Here is a 20,082-nt window from a genome sequence, read left to right as displayed (position 1 = left end):
CACAGATAGGCCCACCCTCCGGCCAAATGACGCCATGCGACGGTCACGCTTCTTGTCGGTCAAACCGGCTTGGCTTACGCCGGACAATCGAGAATCCCGTCCCACGCAGGACGGGATCGTAGGGATCAGGAAACGCCGCGACACGCCCACACCGGGTGCGTCGGGCCCTTGTGTCGGGAGGCAGGCCATGCGCCGCATTCATACTCTTCGCTCCACCGTGTCCGCCGGCGTGATCGCAGCGGTCGCCTTCGGCTTCGCCGGGGCCGCCGCCGCCCAGTCCGATGCGCCGACCACCGTCGACGACATCATCGTCACCGCCCAGAAGCGCGAGCAGTCGCTGCAGGAGGTGCCGATCGTGGTCACCACCCTGTCGCAGGAACTGCTGCAGAACGCCGGCGTCCGGGACATCAAGGACATGCAGATCCTGACCCCGGGTCTGACCGTCACCTCGACCCAGTCGGACGGCTCGACCACCATCCGCATCCGCGGCGCCGGCACGGTCGGCGACAACCCCGGCCTGGAAAGCTCGGTCGGCGTGGTGATCGACGGCGTCTATCGTTCGCGCAACTCGGTCGGCTTCGGCGACCTGGGCGAGTTGGAGCGCATCGAGGTCCTGAAGGGCCCGCAAGGCACCCTGTTCGGCAAGAACACCTCGGCCGGCGTCGTCAACATCCTGACCGCCCGCCCGTCCTTCACCCCCGGCTTCGAGGCCGAACTGACCGGCGGCAACTACGGCGCCATCGGCGGCTCCGCCTCGGTCACCGGCCCGATCACCGACCAGCTGGCCGGCCGCCTGTTCATCGCCATGCGCGAGCGTGACGGCTTCTACGACGTCGACCTGGGCGACGGTCCGCGCACCAACACCGAGGACCAGGACCAGAGCTACTGGACCGGCCGCGGCCAGCTGCTGCTGCTCCCGGACGACAACTCCTCGATCCGCCTGATCGCCGACTACTCGAAGCGCGAGGAGTTCTGCTGCGTGGGCGTCCAGACCCGCGTCGGCCCGACCCAGCCCTTCATCGACGCCCTGGCGACCGGCGACGGCCAGCGCCCGCCGGTCTCCGGCTTCGGCACCGTGCCCTTCAGCCGCACCGCCTATTCCAACCGCTCGACCCCGCAGGAAATCGAGGACGGCGGCGTTTCGCTGGAAGCCAACTTCGACATCCCGTCGATGAACGCAACCGTGACCTCGATCTCGTCGTGGCGCGACTGGTCCTTCCAGCAAGGGATGGACCTGGACTTCACCGGCGCGGACATCCTGTACCGCGAGAACGACGGCTCGAACGGCTATGGCGTCGAGGCCCTGACGCAGGAACTGCGCTTCGCCGGCACGACCGACCGCTTCGACTGGCTGGTCGGCGGCTTCGCCTCGCATGAGCGCCTGTATCGCAACGACAGCTATTCGTACGGCGCCGACTACAACGCCTTCGCCTCGCTGCTGCTGACCGCTTCGATCCCGGCTGCCCTGGGTGGCCCGAACCCCGGCCGCCTGCAGTGCTTCACCAACCCGCAGGGCTTCCTGATCAACACCGTGCCGTTCGGCCCGCTGCCGGCCGGCACGCCGCTGTGCGCCGCCGGCGTGATCCCGCCCAGCAGCGCCGCCCCGGTCTTCACGCCCGGCAAGGCCTATGAGGACACCTACACCCAGCGTTCGGACACCGTCGCCCTGTTCACCAACAACACGGTGCACCTGACGGACCAGTTCGATATCAACCTGGGCCTGCGTTACACCTTCGAACGCAAGAACCTGGTCGGTCGTCAGAACAACCTGAACAACAACGGCGCGGCCTGCGGCGGCGCCCTGGCCAACCAGAACCCGGCCAACCGCGGCGTCTCGCCGATCCCGGGCACGCTGAACATCGCCACGCCGACGGCGGCGCTCGGCCTGCTCTGCCTGCCCTGGTCCAACCCGCTGTACGACAACCGCTTCATCGGCGAGGACTTCGACGACACGGACCTGTCGGGCACCATCAAGGCGTCCTACCGCCCGAACGACATGTTCATGTTCTACGGGTCGTACGCGCGCGGCTATAAGGGCGCGGGCTACAACATGGACCGCGTGCAGACCGGCGTCGTGCCGGACGCCTCGCTGTTCTTCCCAGCCGAGACCGTCGACAGCTACGAGCTGGGCGTGAAGTCCACGCTGCTGGATCGCACCCTGCTGCTGAATGTCACCTACTTCGACCAGACGTTCGAGGACTTCCAGCTGAACACCTTCCTGGGCACCGCCTTCGTGGTGGAATCGATCCCGGAACTGACCACCCGCGGCGTCGACGCCGACATGGTCTGGTTCACGCCGGTCGAGGGCCTGGTCCTGCAAGGCGGCGTCACCTACACGGACGCCAAGTACGGCGACTTCACCGCGTCCGACCTGACCAACCCGGCCCGCTTCCCGCAGCTGTCGCTGCTGCCGGGCGGTCGCGCCTCGTTCGCGCCTGAATGGTCGGTGACCTCCTCGATCAGCTACGAGCGCTCGATCGCGGGCCTGCGCGCCGGCTTCAGCCTGTCGGGCAAGTATCAGACCGAATACAACACCGGCTCTGACCTGCTGCCTTACAAGAACCAGGACGCCTACACGGTCGTGAACGGCCGCATCTCCATCGGTTCGGAAAACGAAGCCTGGACCCTGGAGATCTGGGCCCAGAACCTGCTGGACGAAGAGTATACCCAGGTCGGGTTCGCCGCTCCGCTGCAGGGCACGGCCTTCACCAACACCGTCACGCCCCAGGCGAACGGCACCTTCTACAACCAGGCCACGGACACGGCGACCTACGACGCCTTCCTGGGCGCGCCGCGCACCTACGGTGCGACCCTGCGCCTGCGCTACTAAGAACGGTCACAAGACCGCGAGAGACTGGCCGGCCGGGGCGACCCGGCCGGCCTTTTCGTTGGCGGATCAGTCCTGCAGCCAGCCCGGCCGCACCACCCGCACCGGCCGCCCGTCGACCGTCATGTCGCCGTCCAGCCGGTCCAGCCGCATCAACGCCACCGCGCGTCCATCGCCCCCTGTCCTCAGCGTCCCGGCCCGCAGCTCGCCGTTCAGCACCTCGGTCTCCGCCGGCGGGATCGGCCCGTCCATCTCGACCGGCAGCATCCGGTTCTTGATCGTTCCGCGCCGCTTCATGCGCGAGGTCGTCTCCTGGCCGACGAAACACCCCTTGTGGAAGTCGATGCCGTTCAACAGGTCGAAGTTAGCCTCGATCGGATAGGCGCTGTCCTGGCCCCCGTCCGCGTCTGGATCGGGCAGGCCTTCCGCCAGCCGGTGCGCGTGATAGGCGGCCTCGTCCGTCGTCGGCTCGATATCGACGCCATAGCCGCGCCCGCCCATGCCGGCCCAGCGCGGATCGGCCGTGAAGCCCTTCGGTAATCCACCGCCCCATGCCGCCAGCACCGGCGCGTCGACCGCTGCGATCTCGACCGCCGCCCGCAGCCGATACATCGCCAGCCGCCGTAGCAGCGCCTCGCGCCGATCCGCGGCCACGTCCAGCCATACGCCGTCCGCCCGCCCGACCAGGAACAGGTCGAACAGCAGCCGTCCGGGCGGCGACAGCAGCGCCCCGAACCGCACCTCGCCCTCGGCCAGCGTCTCCACATCCTGCGTGAGCAGATTGTGCAGGAACGGCCGCGCCTCCGCGCCGCTGACGGCGATCAGGGCGCGGCTGTCGAGGCGGGCGACCTGAGGGATGGTCTGGGTGCTCATCGCGTCGATATAGGTCCGTTCGGCCCACAGGGTAGACGCGGCGGCGGCTCAACGATCGCGAGAATCCGTGTACGCACGGTCCTATGCCGGGAGCGTATCGCATCCTCTATGTCGCCGAGGCCGATCCCGAGGCCGCCGTGCTGTCGTCCGGGGCGCTGGCCTATCTGGTCGAGGCGATGCCGCGCGCGCGCTTCACCGTGGTCGGTTCGCCGGACAGCGCCCCTCTGTTCGCCGACCTTCCGCGCCTCGAGCGGCTGATCGTCATGGACGCCGAGGGCGCGGGCGACTGGTTCGCGCTGTGGCAACAGGTGCGGGCGGTCGACTGGGGCCTGGTCGTCGATCTGCGCGGCTCCACCCTGTGGAAGCGGTTGAAGCGCCAGAAGCGCGCGCTGAAGGTCACGCCCAATCCCGGCGAACACGCCGTCCAGGCCGCCGCTCGCGCGGTTCAGTTCGACGAAACCCCGCCGCCGCGCCTCTACACGTCGGACGAGACCGAGGCGCAGGTCGCCGAGTTGATCCCGCCAGGCGACGGTCCGATCCTGGCGGTCGGGCCGGGCGTGGACTGGATGGGCAAGCGCTGGCCGGCGGAGCGGTTCGCCAAGGTGGCGGGCGCGCTGCTGGCCGACGACGGCCCCCTGGCCGGCGGTCGGCTGATGATCGTCGGCGACGAGACCGACCGGGACGAGGCTCACACCATCCGGCTGGCCGCGCCGAGGAAGCGGGTGATCGAACTTCAGGGCAAGCTGACGCCGCTGCAGACCGTCGCCGCGGTGCGCCGCGCCCGGCTGTTCCTCGGCGCCGATTCGCTCTGGACCCAGCTGGCGGTCGCGTCCGGCGTCCCGGTGCTGGCGGTGTTCGGGCCGTCCGACGACGCCTGGAAAGGTCCCTGGGGCGGCGTCACCGTCCGCGGCGACCGAACCCTGGACGAATACCGCGCCCTGGACCCCAAGCTGAACCAGGCGCTCCAGCACATGAGCGACCTGCAGGCCGACCGCGTGCTCAAGGCGGCCAAGACCCTGCTGGCGAAGACCAACTGATCCCCCTCTCCCGGTGGGAGAGGGCTTGAGCACCAGAGAGCCGTCAGGCGATCAGCCTTGTGCGAAAGGGTGAGGGGTGGGCGGCCAACTGGACAAGGCGGTCCCCTCACCCTTTCGGCTTACCCAATCGCTTCGCTCTTGGAGCCTCAAGCCCTCTCCCACTGGGAGAGGGAAGATGACTTCCCCAACCGCCCCGCTCGCCTCATAAGCCCCGTCAGAAGGCGGTGACCGATGACCCAGACCTATGACCTGATCGTACGCGGCGGCGAGGTGGCGAACCATGCCGGCCAGGGAATGGCAGACGTCGGCGTCATCGACGGCAAGATCGCCTTCATCGGCGACCTGTCTCAGGCCTCGGCGGGCGAGACCTTCGACGCCTCGGGCCTGACCGTCCTGCCCGGCGTCATCGACACCCAGGTCCACTTCCGCGAGCCCGGCCTGGAGTGGAAGGAAGACCTGGAGACCGGATCCCGCGCGGCCGCCCTGGGCGGCGTCGTCGCCGTGTTCGAGATGCCGAACACCGAGCCGACCACCACCGATCCCGAAGCCCTGGCCGACAAGCTGGCGCGCGCCAACAACCGGATGTGGACCGACCACGCCTTCTACGTCGGCGGCACCCACGACAACGCCCGTTTCCTGGGCGAGCTGGAACGGCTGCCCGGCTGCTGCGGCATCAAGGTCTTCATGGGCGCCTCGACCGGCACCCTGCTGGTGGCCGACGACGACGGCGTGCGCGAGGTGCTGAAGCACACGAACCGCCGCGCGACCTTCCATTCCGAGGACGAATATCGCCTGGTCGAGCGCCGCCCGCTGGCCCGCGCTGGCGACTGGACCAGCCACCCCGAGGTGCGCGACGCCGAGAGCGCCATCATGTCCACTCGCCGCCTGGTCCGCCTGGCGCAGGAGACCGGCAAGCGCATTCACGTCCTGCACGTGACGACGGCGGAAGAGATCGAATTCCTGGCCGACCACAAGGACGTCGCCACCGTCGAGGTGACGCCCCAGCATCTGACCCTGACCGCGCCCGAGGCCTATGAGCGGCTGAAGGGTCTGGCCCAGATGAACCCGCCGATCCGGTCGGCCGAACACGTCGCCGGCCTGTGGCGCGCGATCGAGATGGGCGTCGCCGACGTGCTGGGCTCGGACCACGCGCCCCATACGCTGGAGGAGAAGGCGCGGCCCTATCCAGCCTCGCCGTCCGGGATGCCGGGGGTCCAGACCCTGGTGCCGGTGATGCTGACCCATGTCGCCGACGGCCGCCTCAGCCTGGAACGGTTCATCGACCTGACCTCGGCCGGCGCCAACCGTGTCTTCGGCACGGCCAACAAGGGCCGGATGGCCGAGGGCTATGACGCCGACCTGACCATCGTCGATCTGAAGGCGAAAAAGACCATCGTCCACGCCGAGATGGCCAGCCGCTGCGGCTGGACCCCCTTCGATGGCATGGAGGCGACCGGCTGGCCGATGGCCACCATCGTGCGCGGCCGCGTCGTCATGCGCGACGGCGAACTGATCGGAACGGCGCACGGCCAGGCGGTGAGGTTCCAGGAGACGCTGAAGGCATGAGCCGACCGCGGCCCGACCAACAGCGTTTGGGTCTGATCGGCTACGGCGCGTTCGGCCGGCTGGCGGCGCAGGGCCTGTCGCCGCATTTCGAGATCGTCGCCTCCGATCCGGCGGGCGGTGACGCGACCGCGACCCTAGCCGAGGCCGCCGCCTGTCCCATCGTCGTGCTGGCCGTGCCGGTGCATGTGGTGGCCCAGACCGTCGCCGCCATCGCGCCCCTGGTCCGGCCGGGCGCCCTAGTGCTGGACGTCGGCTCGGTGAAGGTGGCGCCGACGAAGGCGATGGACGCGGGCCTGCCGTCCGGCGTCGAAGTGGTGGGTCTGCATCCCCTGTTCGGCCCGCAGAGTGCGAAGAACGGCATCGCCGGCCTGCGATTGGCCGTCTGCCCGGTGCGCGGTCCCAGGGCCGCCTGCCGCGTCGCCGCCTGGTGCCGCTCGCGCCTTGGGCTGAAGGTCTTCCTGGTCTCCGCCGAGGACCACGACCGCGAGGCGGCGGTGACGCAGGGCCTGACCCATCTGATCGCGCGTCTTCTGCTGGCCATGGAGCCGATGCCGACCCGCCTGACCACCGCCAGCTTCGACCGGATCATGGAAGCGGTGGAGATGGTCCGCCACGACAGCCCGGCCGTCTACCACGCCATCGAACGCGCCAACCCTTTCGCCGCAGACGTCCGCGACCGCTTCTTCGCCCTGGCCGATCAGGCCCGGGCCGAGATCGATAAGGGCTGAACTTCAGCGCAACTCGGCGAAGCCGAATTGAATCCGATCCGCTCGGGTTGACGTGGAAGGTTCATCAAAACGAGCACAGAGACGATTCACAAAGAGCACGACGGGGTCAAGCCGGACGCAAACCTCGTCATGTCCTTTGTGGCCCTTTGTGTTCGTTGTGATGAACCCGCTAACTCGCACGGCGCTCAGCGCGTGACATTCGGCTTCGCAGGGACGCGCGGTTCAGGGCGCGGGATGCTCCAGGACAAAGCCCGCCACGTCATCCACCACGCCCGGCGCCAGAGGCAGGTCGGGGTTCATATAGGCGGCGATGTTGGCCGCGCGATCCTCGGGCGCGACCTTCAGGACATGGTTGACGCCCTCCCAGCGAACGATCCGCGCACTGGGCTGGGCGGCGGCGAGGGCGTCGAGGTCGGCGGCCGAGACCTGGATGTCGGTCGTGCCGCGCGCGATCAGGACCGGACCGTCGTAGGCGGCCAGCAGGGCGGCGGGATCGAGGGCGAACCAGCTGCGCAGATACGGATAGATCGAGGCGCGGAAGCCGGCGGCCAGGGCGGGGTCGACGGCCGGCGGCTCGGTCCCGGCTTCCAAGGCGTCGAGGACGGCGAACGCCTGGCCGCGATAGGGCTCCGGCGCCTGGCCGAACTGTTCGCGCAGGACTTCGGCGGCGGGCCGGCCGGCGGGCGCCAGGAGGATCAGGCCGCAGACCTGCGGATTGGCCTGTGCCGCCACCTCGGCGACCAGAGCGCCCTCGCTGTGGCCGATCAGCCAGGCGCAGGGGCGGCCGGTGCGCGTGATCGCCTCGGCGGCGAAGGCGCGCGCGTCGGCGACGAAGTCGTCGAACCGCAGTTTGTCCTCCGGGATCGAGGCCATGACGTTTGCCCCGGCGCCGCGCTTGTCATAGCGGACAGTGGCGACGCCGCGCTCGGCCAGCCCCTCGGCAAGCAGCCTATAGGGGGCGGCGACGATGCCCATGCCGGGACTGTCGCCGTCGCGGTCGGTCGGCCCGGATCCGGCGATGATCACGGCGACGGCGCGGGTGTCTCCGGCCGGCGTCAACAGCGTCCCATGCAACGGCGAGGGCGTGTCGGTGCGGTCGATCGGGGTCGCGACGGGCCCGTTCAGGACGGCGGCGATGGCGAGGGCGGTCAGCATGGCTCGGGCTCCGGTTCAGAAGGGCTGGCGGTCGGGGTCGGTGCGCCAGACGCGCCAGCTTTCGACGATCGACCACAAGGCGGCGATGAGGACGCCCACGACCACGACGATTATCCCGGCCGGTTGGGGCGCGAAGGGCGCGGCGACGACGGCGAGCACGCCCAGCCAGAAGAACAGTCGCCCGGCCAGACGGTTTGAGCGATCCCAGGCCAGCCGGCTCTTGAACGCCCACGGCGTGCGCACGCCCACCAGCGGATTGGGCGCCACGCGGCCCAGAAAGGCGCCGGTCACCGCGAAGATCAGCCCTGTCAGCGCCATGCCCAGGCCAGCGACGGGTGGCGCGGCTCCCTCGCTATGGCTCAGGGACGCCCACAGGATCAGGACGCTCGCTCCGCCGATGGCCAGCAACGACACGAGTTGCCCGACGCGCAGTCCGCGCCGCCGCGAGGGTTCGACGGCGCGTGCCGCGAACCGGCCCATGCCCCCGGCCGTGACGGCGGTCATCACGGCCATGAAGCCGATCAGCATCGCCAGTTCGCTCCGGTCGCCCCAGCGGTCGGGCTGCATGGCGGCGTCGAAATGCATGGGCACCGGGCCGGACGGCCCTGCGACGGCGATCCAGGCGGCGGCGGCGGCCAGCCCGGCGATCAGCACGGCGGTCAGCGCGTCCAGCAGGGTGAAGCGATGGTCGGTCATGGCTGCGACTCCTTCGGGGCGGTCCCGGCGATGTCCATCAGGAAGGCCAGCGCCTCCTCGACGGCGGAAATCTCGAGGCGATAGCGGATGGTCTGGCCCTCCCGCTCGGGGCTGACGAGGCCGGCGTCCTTCAGCGCGTTCAGATGACCCGTGATGGTGGGCCAGCTCATGTCGAAGGCGGCGGCGATGTCGCCGGACGCCATCGGGCCGGCGCGCAGCATCTCGATGATGCGCCGCCGCGCGGGATGGGACAGGGCCTTGAACAGGGTGTTCATAGGCAAACCCCTAATTAGGGAAGTACCTAAGTGTCAAGCTTTGCGGTCGCCCGGGAACCGGCGCTGTCGCATGGCGTTTGCGGACATTGGCCGCATGGGGCGCGGTCGGGGGCCTCATGACCGACAACGCGCTTGCCTTTCTGCATGTGGACAGCGAGGCCGCACGCCTGATCGCCGGCGCCGACTGGTCCGCCAGCCTAGGCCCCGTCGAGACCTGGCCCGTCAGCTTGAAGAGCGCGGTCGGTCTCCTGATCCGATCGCCGGTGCCTATCGTCCTGCTGTGGGGCGAAGACGGCGTCATGCTCTACAACGACGCCTATTCCGTCTTCGCGGGCGGCCGACACCCCGAGCTGCTGGGCTCCAAGGTTCGCGAAGGCTGGCCGGAGGTGGCCGACTTCAACGACAACGTCATGCGCGTCGGCCTGGCGGGCGGCACCCTGGCCTACGAAGATCAGGAGCTGGCGCTGAACCGGTCGGGACGGCTCGAGCCCGCCTGGATGAACCTCGACTACTCGCCGGTTCTGGGCGACGACGGAACGCCGCAAGGCGTCATCGCCATCGTGGTGGAGACCACGGCGCGTGTGCTGGCCGAACGCTCGATGGCGCAAGGCGAGGCGCGCCTGCGGTTTCTGGATGGCCTGAACCGCGCCACCCTGGCCAGCCGGGACGCTGACGACATCCTGGCCGCCACGACGGAGCTGACGGCCAAGCACATGGGCGCGTCGGTCTGCGCATACGCCGACATGGACCCGGACCAGAACGGCTTCACCATCCGTGGCGACTGGGCCGCACCGGGTTCGACCTCCATCGTGGGGCGCTACAGCCTGGCCGATTTCGGCGCGCTGGCGGTGACGGAGCTGGGCGCCGGGCGACCGCTGATCGTCAACGACGTCCTGGCCGATCTTCCGGCTGCCGAGGCCGCGACCTTCCAGGCCATCGGGGTGCGCGCCACCATCTGCATGCCGCTGATCAAGGACGGCCGCCTGACCGCCCTGATGGCTGTGCACCGCAACGACGTCCACGTTTGGACCGACGCGGAACTGGCGTTGATCCGCGAAGTCACCGAACGGTCGTGGTCCAATATTGAGCGTGTGCGAGCCGATTCGGCGCTGAATGACAGCGAGAGCCGGTATCGCGCCCTGTTCGAGGCGATCGACGAGGGCTTTTGCATCATCGAGTTCTTCGACGGTCCGCATGGACCGCTCAGCGATTACGTCCATGTCGAGGCGAACGCCGCCTACACAGAAGAGGCGGGCATCGCGAACGTGGTCGGCAAGACCCTGCGCAACATTGTCGGCGCAGAGGCCGATGCGTGGATCGCGCGCTATCGCCCTGTCCTGATGACAGGCCAGTCCATCCGATTCGAACAGGAGTTAGAGGCGACGGGGCGTTGGCTGGAGCTGGCGGCGTTCCGGATCGAGCCGGCCAGCCGCAAGCAGGTGGCGGTGATCTTCAAGGACCTGACGGAACGCCGGGTCGCCGAGAACGCACTGCGGGAAAGCGAGGCGCAGTTCCGCACCCTGGCGCGGGCGCTGCCGAACCAGGTCTGGACAGCCGGCGCCGATGGCCTGCTGGATTGGTTCAACGAGGAGACCTATGTCTACAGCGGGGCAGAGGCGGGCGCATTGGACGGCGAGGACTGGACGTCGATCGTTCACCCCGACGACCTGCCTATCGCCGCCGTGCGCTGGGCGCGCTCCATCGAAACGGCCGAGACCTACCAGACCGAGTTTCGGCTCCGACGCGCGGATGGCGTCTGGCGCTGGCACCTCACCCGCGCGGTTCCGTTGCAGGACGAGTTCGGGCAGGTCGTCCGCTGGGTCGGCACCAACACGGACATCGACGACCAGCGCGCGATCGCCGAAGCGCTGGGCGACGTCAACGCCGTGCTGGAGCAGCGGGTCTCCGAGCGCACGGAGGAGCTGGTCCGCACCCAGGACGCCCTGCGCCAGGCCCAGAAGATGGAGGCGGTCGGCCAACTGACCGGCGGCATCGCTCACGACTTCAACAATCTGCTGGCGGGCATCTCGGGTAGCCTTGAGCTGATCGAGAAGCGGCTCGGCGAGGGGCGCACCGCCGGGCTGGAGCGCTATATCGACGGCGCCCAGGGGGCGGCGCGGCGCGCGGCGGCCCTGACCCAGCGCCTGCTGGCCTTCTCGCGCCGCCAGACACTGGACCCGCGCCCCACCGACGTGAACCGCCTGATCGCCGGCATGGAGGACCTGATTCGCCGCAGCGTCGGGCCGGTGGTGGAGATGGAGGTCGTCGGCGCCGGCGGCCTGTGGGCCACGCGCGTCGACCCCTCACAGCTGGAAAACGCGCTGCTGAACCTGTGCATCAACGCGCGCGACGCCATGGCGCCGGAGGGTGGGCGTCTGACGATCGAGACCGCCAACAAATGGCTGGACGAACGCGAGGCGCGCAGCCGCGACCTGCCGCCGGGCCAATACGTCTCGCTGTGCGTCACCGACACCGGCTCCGGCATGCCGCCCGAGGTGATTGAGCGCGCCTTCGACCCCTTCTTCACCACCAAGCCCCTGGGACAGGGGACCGGTCTGGGCCTGTCGATGATCTACGGTTTCGTGCGCCAGTCCGGTGGACAGGTGCGGATTTATTCCGAGGTCGGCCTGGGCACGACCATGTGCCTCTATCTACCGCGGTTCCACGGCGAGGCCGAAGAGGCGACCGACGACGTCCTGCCGGTCGTTCCGCCCGGTCACGGCGAGACTGTGCTGGTCATCGACGATGAGGATATCGTGCGCGGCCTGATCGTTGAGCTGCTGACGGACCAGGGCTATCGCGTGGTCGAGGCGGCGGACGGCGTGTCGGGGCTGCGGATGCTTGAGAGCATCGGCCGGATCGACCTGCTGGTCACCGATGTCGGCCTGCCCGGCGGCATGAACGGGCGTCAGGTGGCCGATGCGGCGCGGACGATGCGGCCGGGACTGAAGGTGCTGTTCGTCACCGGCTACGCCGAGAACGCAGCGGTCGGCAACGGCCACCTGGAGCCGGGGATGCAGGTCATCACCAAGCCGTTCCAGACGGCCGCCATCGTCAACAAGGTGCGGGACATGATCGACGGCCGCTGAGGCCGCCGCCGATCATCTCGCGGGCCTAGACCAGGTGGTTGCGCTCGATCAGGCGCTTGTACCAGAGGGCGCTGAGTTTGGGCGTGCGCTGCTGGGTCGCGAAGTCGACGTAGTGGACGCCGAACCGCTTGCCGTAGCCGTCGGCCCATTCGAAGTTGTCCATCAGGCTCCACAGGAAGTAGCCCTTCAGCGGGTAGCCCTCGACCGTCGCGCGGTGGAACTCCGACAGGTAGTTGCGCAGATAGGTGACCCGGTCGGTATCGGCGACATAGCCGTCCACCGCCGCATCGTCCGCCGAACAACCGTTCTCGGAGATGTAGATTTCCTTGGGCGACCACAGGTCCGACGTCAGCCGAACGCCCCAGTAGCCGGCCTCCGGCGTCATATAGAGCCACGGCGAGGCCATGCGCGGCGCCGAGGTCGGGCGCGGCAGGACCTTGTATCCACGCGCGCTGTCGTCCGCTTCGACGTAGCCGCAGGTGTAGATATTCAGCGCCACGAAATCGAGCGGGCTGGCGATGGCCTCCATGTCGCCCGGCTCGACCTTTGGAGCCGCCGCGCCGGCGTCTTCCAGATAGGTGTCGACGTATTTGCCCTCCATGATGGCGGTCAGGAAGGGCGCGTTGTCGTGGCGATAGGCCTTCTTGGCCGCCTCGATGTTCTCGGGCGTCTCGATGGTCGGAGCGAAGATGTTGGGATTCTCGGCCACACCGACGATGGTGCCCGGACCGGTCGCGGCGCGGATCGCCTGGACGCCCAGGCCGTGGGCCAGCGTCCCGTGGTGGCGCACCTGGTTCACGCCGGCCGGATCCAGTTTCAGGCCCGGCGCATGGATGCCGACCTGGTGTCCCAGATCAGTGAAGCAGCGGATTTCGTTGGTGGTGATGAAGTGCTTGACCCGGTCGCCCAGCTTGCCGGCCGTGAAGCCCGCATAGTCGGCGAAAGCCCGGGCGGTGTCCCGGTTCTGCCAGCCGCCCGGCAGAGCCGTCGGCAGGTCCCAGTGGAACATGGTGATGTAGGGCGTGATGCCGGCTTCCAGCAGGCCGTCGACGACGCGGTTGTAGTAGTCGAGACCCTTCTGGTTCGGCTGTCCGCGACCGTCCGGGAAGATGCGGGCCCAGGCCAGCGACATCCGATAGGTCTTCACGCCCATGTTCTTCAGCAGGCCGATGTCGGTGGCGTAGCGGTGATAGCTGTCACAGGCCACGTCGCCGGTGTCGCCGCCGGCGACCTTGCCAGGCGTATGCGAGAAGACGTCCCAGTTGGTCTGACCGCGGCCGTCCTCGTTGACGCCGCCCTCGATCTGATAGGCGGCGGTGGCGCAGCCCCACTGGAAGTCCGCCGGGAAGCTGAGGTCCATCGGTGCGGCGAAGGCCGAAGACGCCGCTCCGCCCGCCGCAGCCGCGCCGCCGCCCAGCGCCAGCGCCTGCATGAAGTTCCGCCGATCCATACGCACATCTCCCCATAGGTCCGGTTTATCCGGTGTTGTCGCCACTCTAGGCCGATGCGACGAGCGAACCCAAGCGCCGCGGGGCCTTTAGCGCAACACGATCTGTGACAGACCGAGGGCCTCGGCGTGCCCGTCCTTCGCCGCCGCCTCGACCACGGCGCGGATGCTCTCGGCCGCCTCGGGCCGCAGCGATGCAAGCGCGTCCCAGGCCGATCCGACGTCAGCGACGTCGGGCGCAGCGACGACGAGGTCGCGTGCGCGACGCGCCGCCGCTGAAAGGCCGGCCTCGGCGCCGAGCAAATCCTGATCGACCCGGCTGTTGCTGTCGACGAAACGCGACCGGTAGGCCTCGACGACGGGCGTGGGCGCCCACGGCCTCTGACGCATCCGGGGGTCGCTCGCCGCAAGATCTAGCCAGGCGCGATAAATGCGCGGGACGGCCCTCAGCGAGGCAAAGCCTGGCACTGTGTTCAGGCGTCGCTTCAGCTCCAGAAGCGGCCCGCCGATGCTCGGGTTCTTGTCGCCTTGGGATGGCGCCATGCCCGTGCGATCCAGCCCGATCACGCCCAGGAAGTCGTCTATGACGTCGCCCCCGGCCAGACACGCTCGATCATACAGGCGGGCCGTCAACTGTGCGGGATTGAAACCCCGCCGCCATCGCTGGAGCATGACTTCATATCGAGGGTCTGCAGTCTGGAGATAGGTCTCGAAGTCTTCGTTGTATTCGGTGGCCTTCACCTTCTGGGCATAGGTCGACTGGGCCCAGACGTACTGCTCGCGCAGATAGACTAGCACCTGGGTCCGCTCGGGCGGGATCACCGGTGCAATCTTCTCGGGCCGCGCCGCGTTCTGGAACCCCTCGCCGCTGATGATGGTGTTCTGGTCCGTGCTCGCCAGTTCGGCTGCCAGAGCATCGACCTGCTGCTGCAGAACGGCCGGATCGAACGCGAGGCGCTTCTGGTTGGAAAAATAGACGGCGGCGTAGCGATGGCTGGAGCCGCGCCGGGCGGCGCTGGCATATCGCCAGCCGTGCGCCGCCAGCGCCGCCTCGCTGTTGGCCAGAACCTCCTGAATGGAAGAGGTGCCGGTTTTAGCTCGGCCGATGTGAAGCAGGATGTCGCGCGCCACGTCAGGCGTCCTTCGTGGACGCTTCCGCCCCATACAGCCCCTGGACATGGGCATGCAGCGCCAGATCGACGCGATTGGCCTCGAGCAGACGTTCGTGGAGCGCCGGCCCGAGTTCTTCCGCCACCTTGGCCAGCTTCTCGTCCAGTGGCGTCGGGGCGGCGTTGCTGGCGTTCTTGCGCAACGTTAGAGGCTTGAAGCCCGGATAGTGCGGCGTCACCAGCGCGCTCAGCCGTTGCAGGGAGGCGTCGTACGCCTCGACCAGCCCTACGAAGGGCAGGGCCTGCAGGCCCGCCATTGCGCGCTCCGCCAGATCGCCGGAAAGGTAAGGCGCATTGTCAGCGAGACGAAGCGCCTGGAAATTCCGCGCCTGCTCGCCGCTGCCGGGCGACAGCAACGCGGTGATGTAGCCCTTGAAGTCCGTCGACCGCGCCAACCGCGCGCCGAACGTCTCGACCTTTTGATGCTTCTCGAAGTCATAGGCCGAGCGCAAGCGATCGATCGGATGGCGCAGGAAGAGGATCGGAAGAACGTCCCGGTCCAACAACGCTGGAGCCGGCAACAGCGCCGTATGCGAGGAGAAGGCCTCTAGCTCCGGCCTCTCGAGCAGATGCCCCGTCACGGCGGCGAGGTTGGTGGTTTGACCCCGAGGCATGCGGAACTCGGCATGACCCCAATGGTCGCCGAAGTTGCGCTGAAGCATGGCGTCGATCGAGGTGCCGGCGTTCTTGAACAGGTGGTAGTGGAACAACAGGGGCGGCCGTCTGATCCCGGTGCGCGCCGGAACGGCCTTCAGCCCGCGCGCCGGCATCGCGACCTTGGGCCCGGAATACAGCGCGATATCCTCGAACCGCGCCTGCAGCCCGGCGATCGTTTCCTGCCGCACCGCGGGCGGTGTCTGATTCCAGCGCATCAGAAGGCGAGCCGTGTCCGCCACGATGGGCGGCAACTCACCGCCCAGCGCCGCCGCAGTCTGGTGACGATCCTCCGGGGCCAGAAGGGCGGCGGCCTGCTGTAGCGCCGTCGGCTCGACCGTCCGCCCGAGCCCGTACGTCAGCCCTTCCAGCGTCTGCGTCGGGTCCGCCAGAAGCTGGTCGAACGACAGGGTGTGGACGGGCGTCGTCTGCGCCGTCCGCAGGATGCTCATGACGTAGGTCTGCCAGGTCCGCAGACCCTGGCTGATGGTGAAGCCGTTGCGCGCCTGCAAGGATGCGGCGACCTCGATCGGCGGGCGGTGGATATGAACGAGGACCGGGTCGTAGCCGAGCGCCTGCAGCGCGCTGCGCCACAGCGGTGTCAGCAGGGCGATTCTTGGGTCCTTGATGACGATCGAACGGTCGCGCGGAAACGTTCGCGCGAGGACGGAGCATGTCTCGTGGAGGAAGGTCGCCTCGACGTGGTCGGCGATCCGCCGAGCGCTGTCTGCCAGCGTTTTTCTGCGGACGACGAAGGGACCGGTCTGGTCCCAGGACCCTCCCAGCGACTGAAGGATCCTTTCGTTCAGCCGGGCGACAGAGCGAGGTTCGAAAAAGCCGCGAGGATTGTCGGGCGCCCCCGCCATGACGTCCCTGGGCAAGGCATAGCCCAGTCCAGCCAAGGTGCTGGTCAGCGCCGAGGTGCCAGAGCGGTGCATCCCCAGGACGATCACTGCCTGATGCGCGGCCGGAGCGGGATTTTCACTCATGGTCGGCGGCTGTTCCAGTCGCGTGGATCACACGCCTGCGCGCTGATAACGCGGTTTGGAGCAACCTCCAATCGGTCGGCATTGCCTCGGGATTGGGGCGCGTGTACCCGCTGGCTTGGGGAGACGGTGGGGCGACGCGGGAACGCGGCCTATTCCGCTTGTCGTGCGTGGAGGGGAGGCCGGGTCGTGAGCAAAGGCTCTTTGGCGGCGGACAGTCAGAGCGTGTCCGAAGGCCCGATGGTCCTCACGGGCGTCGCCGATGGCGCGCTGGTCATCGCTCACCCACGTGGCCGCGCGCCCCGCGAACTGACCCTGCTGATAGACGGGGTCTACCAAGGATCCCTGACGTCCATCGTCGAGGCTGCGGCCGGCGGCGCCGGTCTGAAATCCCTGAACCAGATCGCGGACCCCGAGTTCGAAACGACCATGCCCTGGGCGCTCGAGACGCCCGGCGATGCAGTCGTAGCCGGGGTCGGCTTCAGCAAGAAGTGGAACCTCGAACAGGGCAACGCCGCCTATGTTCATCATCTGCGGACGCAGGGCGTCGGGCTTCAGCGCCTGGTCTACCGCGATCCCGTCGAGGGGGAACGGCTGACGGTGACGCCCGGCGTGGCCTATGCGTTCGGCGCCTTCTTCGGCCAGCATCGCGCCGATGTCCGCATCGTCGTGACCTTTTTGGACACCGAGGGGCGGGCGCTGGCGACGGCCGAGGCTGCGCCCGGCGAAGAGCGCCGGGGCGGCGCGCGCTACGCCAGCTATGCGCTGGCGCAGGGTGACATCACGGCGCCGGTCGAGGCGTGCTGGGCGACGATCGCCGTTCACGTCCAGGGGCGGGTCTCAGAGCGGCGGAGCGACAGCCTTCTGCTTCTGGCGCGCCCATGGTTCGGCCAGGCGGGGCGCAAGACGGGCGACCGCTGGCGCAAAGTCACCCTGTCGCCCGCCGCCGTTGCGGCGATGCGAGAACTGGACCGTTCCGCGGTCCGGTCGCGCTACGCGTTGCCGGCCGATCTCTACGACGGCCGGCCGCGCCGCATCGACGTGCAGGACGCCGAAGGCCGCAGCGTGCTGGGCGCCCCTCTGGTGCTAGAACTCGCGGACCCCGCCATCGGCGTGATCGAGGGTGTCTCGGGCGCAGCCGTCTTCGGCTGGGCCCGCCCCGCGCGCGGCAGCAGCGACGTTCTGAACGTCCGGCTTGTCGTCGACGGCCGGCCGGCCGGCGTCGCGCGCGCCGATCAGCGAAACCGTCGCGCCAAGGGTCACGGCTATCGGTTGCAGATCCCGAACCGGTTCATGGATGGACTGGTGCATCGGATCAGCGTGCTGTCGGCGCGCTCGGGCCGCGTACTGGCGGAGACCGTCGAGTTCCTGGCCGTGTCGAAGACCGCCTTCGACAAGCTGCAGCGCTATGGCGCCGTGCCGCGAGTGTGGCAGTCTCCGGCCGCGCGCCAACGCTATGAGGCCCTGCAGGCGGCGTTGCGCGCCATCGAAACGACGCCCGCCGATGACCGCGCCGCCGCGCTCGAGCGACTGGCCCAGATCAGCCGCGCGCACGACGTCCTGCTGACCGGCTTCGACATGGTGCGCGGCCCCTATGCCCCGCTCAGCTTCCCGGTCCATCCCAAGCCTCGCGTGTCGGTCGTCATTCCGGCCCACAACAAGTTCGGCGTCACATACTACTGCCTCAGCGCCCTGCTTTTCGCGGGCGCGCGTGCGACGTTCGAGGTGATCGTCGTGGATGATGGGTCGTCCGACGAGACGCTCCGGATCGAGGACATCGTGTCGGGCATCACGGTCGTCCGGCACGAGAGCGCGCTGGGCTTTGTGGATGCGTGCAACGACGGCGTGGCGCGCGCGTCGGGCGAGTTCGTCGTCCTGCTGAACAACGACACCGAACCGACCGTCGGCTGGCTGGACGAGATGCTGGCGACGTTCGACAATTTCGACGACGTCGGCATCGTCGGCGCCAAGCTGGTCTATCCGGATGGTCGGCTTCAGGAGGCCGGCGGCATCGTCTGGAACAGCGGCGACCCCGCCAACTATGGCCGGGGCGGCAATGCGGCCGATCCCAAGTTCAACTATGTGCGCCAGGCGGACTATCTGTCGGGTGCCTGCATCATGCTGCCGGCGGCCCTGTGGTCGAAGCTGGGCGGGCTGAGCGAGATCTATCGCCCGGCTTACTTCGAGGACACCGACCTTTGCTTCAAGGTCAAGGCCGAGGGGCTGAAGGTCGTCTACAATCCCTTCTGCCTCGTCTACCATTTCGAGGGCGTCTCCAGCGGCACCGACGTCACCTCGGGAATGAAGCGGTTCCAGGAGATCAACCGGCCCACATTCAAGGCGCGCTGGACCGAGCTCTACAAGGACAACGGCGAGGTCGGCGTCGATGTCGATCTGAACAAGGATCGGGGCGTCGCGCGCCGCGCCCTGATGGTGGATCTGCAGTTTCCGCGCGGCGACAATGACGCCGGCAGCTACGCGGCCATCCAGGAGGTCCGCCTGCTGCAATCGCTGGGTTTCAAGGTGACCTTCGCGCCGCGCAACGGCGCCTATCTGGGCCGACACACCGAGCGTATCCAGAAGATGGGCGTCGAAGCCGTCTACGCCCCGTACGTGCGGTCGGTCGAGGAGCTGCTGGAGGCGCGGGGCGGCGAGTTCGATCTGGTTTACGTCACCCGCTACACGGTGGCCCAGGACATCCTGCCGCTGATCCGGCGCCACGCGCCTCAGGCGCGGATCGCGTTCTGCAATGCGGACCTGCATTTCCTGCGAGAGATGCGCGAGGCGGTGCTGATGGAATCCGGCCCGCTGATGCAAAAGGCCGACGCGACGCGCGAGGCCGAGATGGCGGTTGTCGCCGCAGCCGACGTGACCCTGTCCTACAATGACGTCGAGCATGAGATCATGCAGGCCGCCGCCCCCGGCGTGCGCATCGCCCAGGCGCCCTGGGTCGTGGATGTATCGACCGACGTTCCCGGGTTCGAGGCGCGTCGGGACGTCACCTTCCTCGGCGGATTTGCGCACCCGCCGAACCGCCTGGCGGTCGAGTTCTTCGCGCGCGACGTGATCCCTGGCCTGCGCGACGCCATGCCTGACGTGACCTGCAACGTCTTCGGCAGCGGCATGAGCGACGAGGTCGAAGCTCTGGGCCGGGACGGGCTGGCGATCCGCGGCTTCGCGCCGGACCTGAAAGGCGTCTACGACGGCTGCCGTGTCTTCGTGGCGCCCTTGCTGACGGGCGCGGGGCTGAAGGGCAAGGTGGTCGACGCCCTGGCCTACGGCACGCCGTCGGTGCTCAGCCCCATCGCCGCCGAGGGCGCTAACCTGCGTGACGGCGTCGAGGTATTGATCGCCCGCACCCCCCACGAATGGGTCGAGGCGATCACCCGCCTCTATCAGGACCCCGACCTCTGGGCGGCCATGTCGAGGGCGGCTCAGGCTCACGCTCGCCGGTACTATTCCTTCGAAACCGCCCAAGCCCAGATGCAGCGGGCTCTGGCTCTCGGCGGCCTGTCGGTTGAGCCGGATCCACGAAATCTGGTGACGCGAAAGGCCCGATTGAGCCAAGGCTGAGGCCCAT

Annotated in this window: 13 protein-coding genes; 6 read left to right on the top strand and 7 right to left on the bottom strand. The window is 68.5% G+C overall.

Annotated elements, in window-relative coordinates; all coding sequences use genetic code 11:
• The first annotated feature begins 187 nt into the window (after positions 1–187).
• On the top strand, positions 188–2,830 hold the full coding sequence (locus ASG17_RS13300; protein ID WP_056104765.1) for a TonB-dependent receptor: 2,643 nt from the start codon (positions 188–190) through the stop codon (positions 2,828–2,830).
• Between the two features lie 66 nt (positions 2,831–2,896).
• Here ASG17_RS13300 and ASG17_RS13295 read toward each other — a convergent pair whose 3' ends face one another.
• Positions 2,897–3,700: a folate-binding protein YgfZ gene (locus ASG17_RS13295; RefSeq protein ID WP_056104763.1), complete on the bottom strand. Its 804-nt coding sequence runs from the start codon at positions 3,698–3,700 to the stop codon at positions 2,897–2,899.
• An 83-nt stretch (positions 3,701–3,783) separates the two neighbouring features.
• Here ASG17_RS13295 and ASG17_RS13290 point away from each other — a divergent pair, with 83 nt between their 5' ends.
• From ASG17_RS13290 to ASG17_RS13280, 3 genes are all read left to right on the top strand, one after another.
• Complete coding sequence (locus ASG17_RS13290) at positions 3,784–4,737, top strand: glycosyltransferase family 9 protein (RefSeq protein WP_056104761.1); 954 nt, start codon at positions 3,784–3,786, stop codon at positions 4,735–4,737.
• Positions 4,738–4,968: 231 nt separating this feature from the next.
• Entirely contained in the window at positions 4,969–6,303 is a 1,335-nt protein-coding gene (locus ASG17_RS13285) for a dihydroorotase (RefSeq protein ID WP_056104759.1), read from the top strand.
• Positions 6,300–7,031 (top strand): prephenate dehydrogenase/arogenate dehydrogenase family protein, encoded by a 732-nt coding sequence (locus tag ASG17_RS13280; RefSeq protein ID WP_056104757.1) that lies wholly within the window; start codon positions 6,300–6,302, stop codon positions 7,029–7,031. Before ASG17_RS13285 ends, ASG17_RS13280 begins: the two co-directional genes overlap by 4 nt.
• Positions 7,032–7,253: 222 nt before the next feature.
• Here ASG17_RS13280 and ASG17_RS13275 read toward each other — a convergent pair whose 3' ends face one another.
• From ASG17_RS13275 to ASG17_RS13265, 3 genes are read right to left on the bottom strand one after another with little or no spacing between them, the layout of a single operon-like run.
• Positions 7,254–8,186 carry an alpha/beta hydrolase gene (locus ASG17_RS13275; RefSeq protein ID WP_056104755.1) on the bottom strand — a complete coding sequence of 311 codons (933 nt, stop codon included), beginning with the start codon at positions 8,184–8,186 and terminating at the stop codon, positions 7,254–7,256.
• Positions 8,187–8,201: 15 nt separating this feature from the next.
• Complete coding sequence (locus ASG17_RS13270; RefSeq protein ID WP_056104753.1) at positions 8,202–8,882, bottom strand: SdpI family protein; 681 nt, start codon at positions 8,880–8,882, stop codon at positions 8,202–8,204.
• Complete coding sequence (locus tag ASG17_RS13265) at positions 8,879–9,157, bottom strand: metalloregulator ArsR/SmtB family transcription factor (RefSeq protein ID WP_056104752.1); 279 nt, start codon at positions 9,155–9,157, stop codon at positions 8,879–8,881. The genes ASG17_RS13270 and ASG17_RS13265 overlap by 4 nt, the downstream gene beginning before the upstream one ends.
• Before the next feature lie 116 nt (positions 9,158–9,273).
• Between ASG17_RS13265 and ASG17_RS13260 the strand changes: the two genes are divergently transcribed.
• Entirely contained in the window at positions 9,274–12,246 is a 2,973-nt protein-coding gene (locus ASG17_RS13260) for a PAS domain S-box protein (protein WP_056104750.1), read from the top strand.
• A 25-nt stretch (positions 12,247–12,271) separates the two neighbouring features.
• Here the strand turns inward: ASG17_RS13260 and ASG17_RS13255 are convergent, their stop codons facing one another.
• The 3 genes from ASG17_RS13255 to ASG17_RS13245 all read right to left on the bottom strand — a co-directional run bounded on the left by ASG17_RS13255 (position 12,272) and on the right by ASG17_RS13245 (position 16,469).
• Complete coding sequence (locus ASG17_RS13255) at positions 12,272–13,696, bottom strand: GH1 family beta-glucosidase (protein ID WP_056104747.1); 1,425 nt, start codon at positions 13,694–13,696, stop codon at positions 12,272–12,274.
• Positions 13,697–13,783: 87 nt separating this feature from the next.
• Positions 13,784–14,824 (bottom strand): hypothetical protein, encoded by a 1,041-nt coding sequence (locus ASG17_RS13250; protein ID WP_056104745.1) that lies wholly within the window; start codon positions 14,822–14,824, stop codon positions 13,784–13,786.
• Position 14,825: 1 nt separating this feature from the next.
• A complete protein-coding gene (locus ASG17_RS13245; protein WP_056104742.1) occupies positions 14,826–16,469 on the bottom strand; it encodes a sulfotransferase family protein in 1,644 nt (547 codons plus the stop codon).
• A gap of 222 nt (positions 16,470–16,691) precedes the next feature.
• Here ASG17_RS13245 and ASG17_RS13240 point away from each other — a divergent pair, with 222 nt between their 5' ends.
• Entirely contained in the window at positions 16,692–20,075 is a 3,384-nt protein-coding gene (locus ASG17_RS13240) for a glycosyltransferase (protein ID WP_162238801.1), read from the top strand.
• Positions 20,076–20,082 lie beyond the last annotated feature (7 nt).

It is taken from the genome of Brevundimonas sp. Leaf363 (assembly GCF_001424025.1).
In the GTDB taxonomy this organism is placed as follows: Bacteria; Pseudomonadota; Alphaproteobacteria; order Caulobacterales; family Caulobacteraceae; genus Brevundimonas.
The sequence above is the reverse complement of the archived record's forward strand: the minus strand, read 5'-3'. Positions and strand labels throughout refer to the sequence as shown.

Excerpts from the sequence above, each read along its gene's own strand:
- ASG17_RS13300 (WP_056104765.1), top strand. The coding sequence starts at position 188 with ATGCGCCGCATTCATACTCTTCGCTCCACCGTGTCCGCCGGCGTGATC.
- ASG17_RS13295 (WP_056104763.1), bottom strand. The coding sequence starts at position 3,700 with ATGAGCACCCAGACCATCCCTCAGGTCGCCCGCCTCGACAGCCGCGCC.
- ASG17_RS13290 (WP_056104761.1), top strand. The coding sequence starts at position 3,784 with ATGCCGGGAGCGTATCGCATCCTCTATGTCGCCGAGGCCGATCCCGAG.
- ASG17_RS13285 (WP_056104759.1), top strand. The coding sequence starts at position 4,969 with ATGACCCAGACCTATGACCTGATCGTACGCGGCGGCGAGGTGGCGAAC.
- ASG17_RS13280 (WP_056104757.1), top strand. The coding sequence starts at position 6,300 with ATGAGCCGACCGCGGCCCGACCAACAGCGTTTGGGTCTGATCGGCTAC.
- ASG17_RS13275 (WP_056104755.1), bottom strand. The coding sequence starts at position 8,186 with ATGCTGACCGCCCTCGCCATCGCCGCCGTCCTGAACGGGCCCGTCGCG.
- ASG17_RS13270 (WP_056104753.1), bottom strand. The coding sequence starts at position 8,882 with ATGACCGACCATCGCTTCACCCTGCTGGACGCGCTGACCGCCGTGCTG.
- ASG17_RS13265 (WP_056104752.1), bottom strand. The coding sequence starts at position 9,157 with ATGAACACCCTGTTCAAGGCCCTGTCCCATCCCGCGCGGCGGCGCATC.
- ASG17_RS13260 (WP_056104750.1), top strand. The coding sequence starts at position 9,274 with ATGACCGACAACGCGCTTGCCTTTCTGCATGTGGACAGCGAGGCCGCA.
- ASG17_RS13255 (WP_056104747.1), bottom strand. The coding sequence starts at position 13,696 with ATGGATCGGCGGAACTTCATGCAGGCGCTGGCGCTGGGCGGCGGCGCG.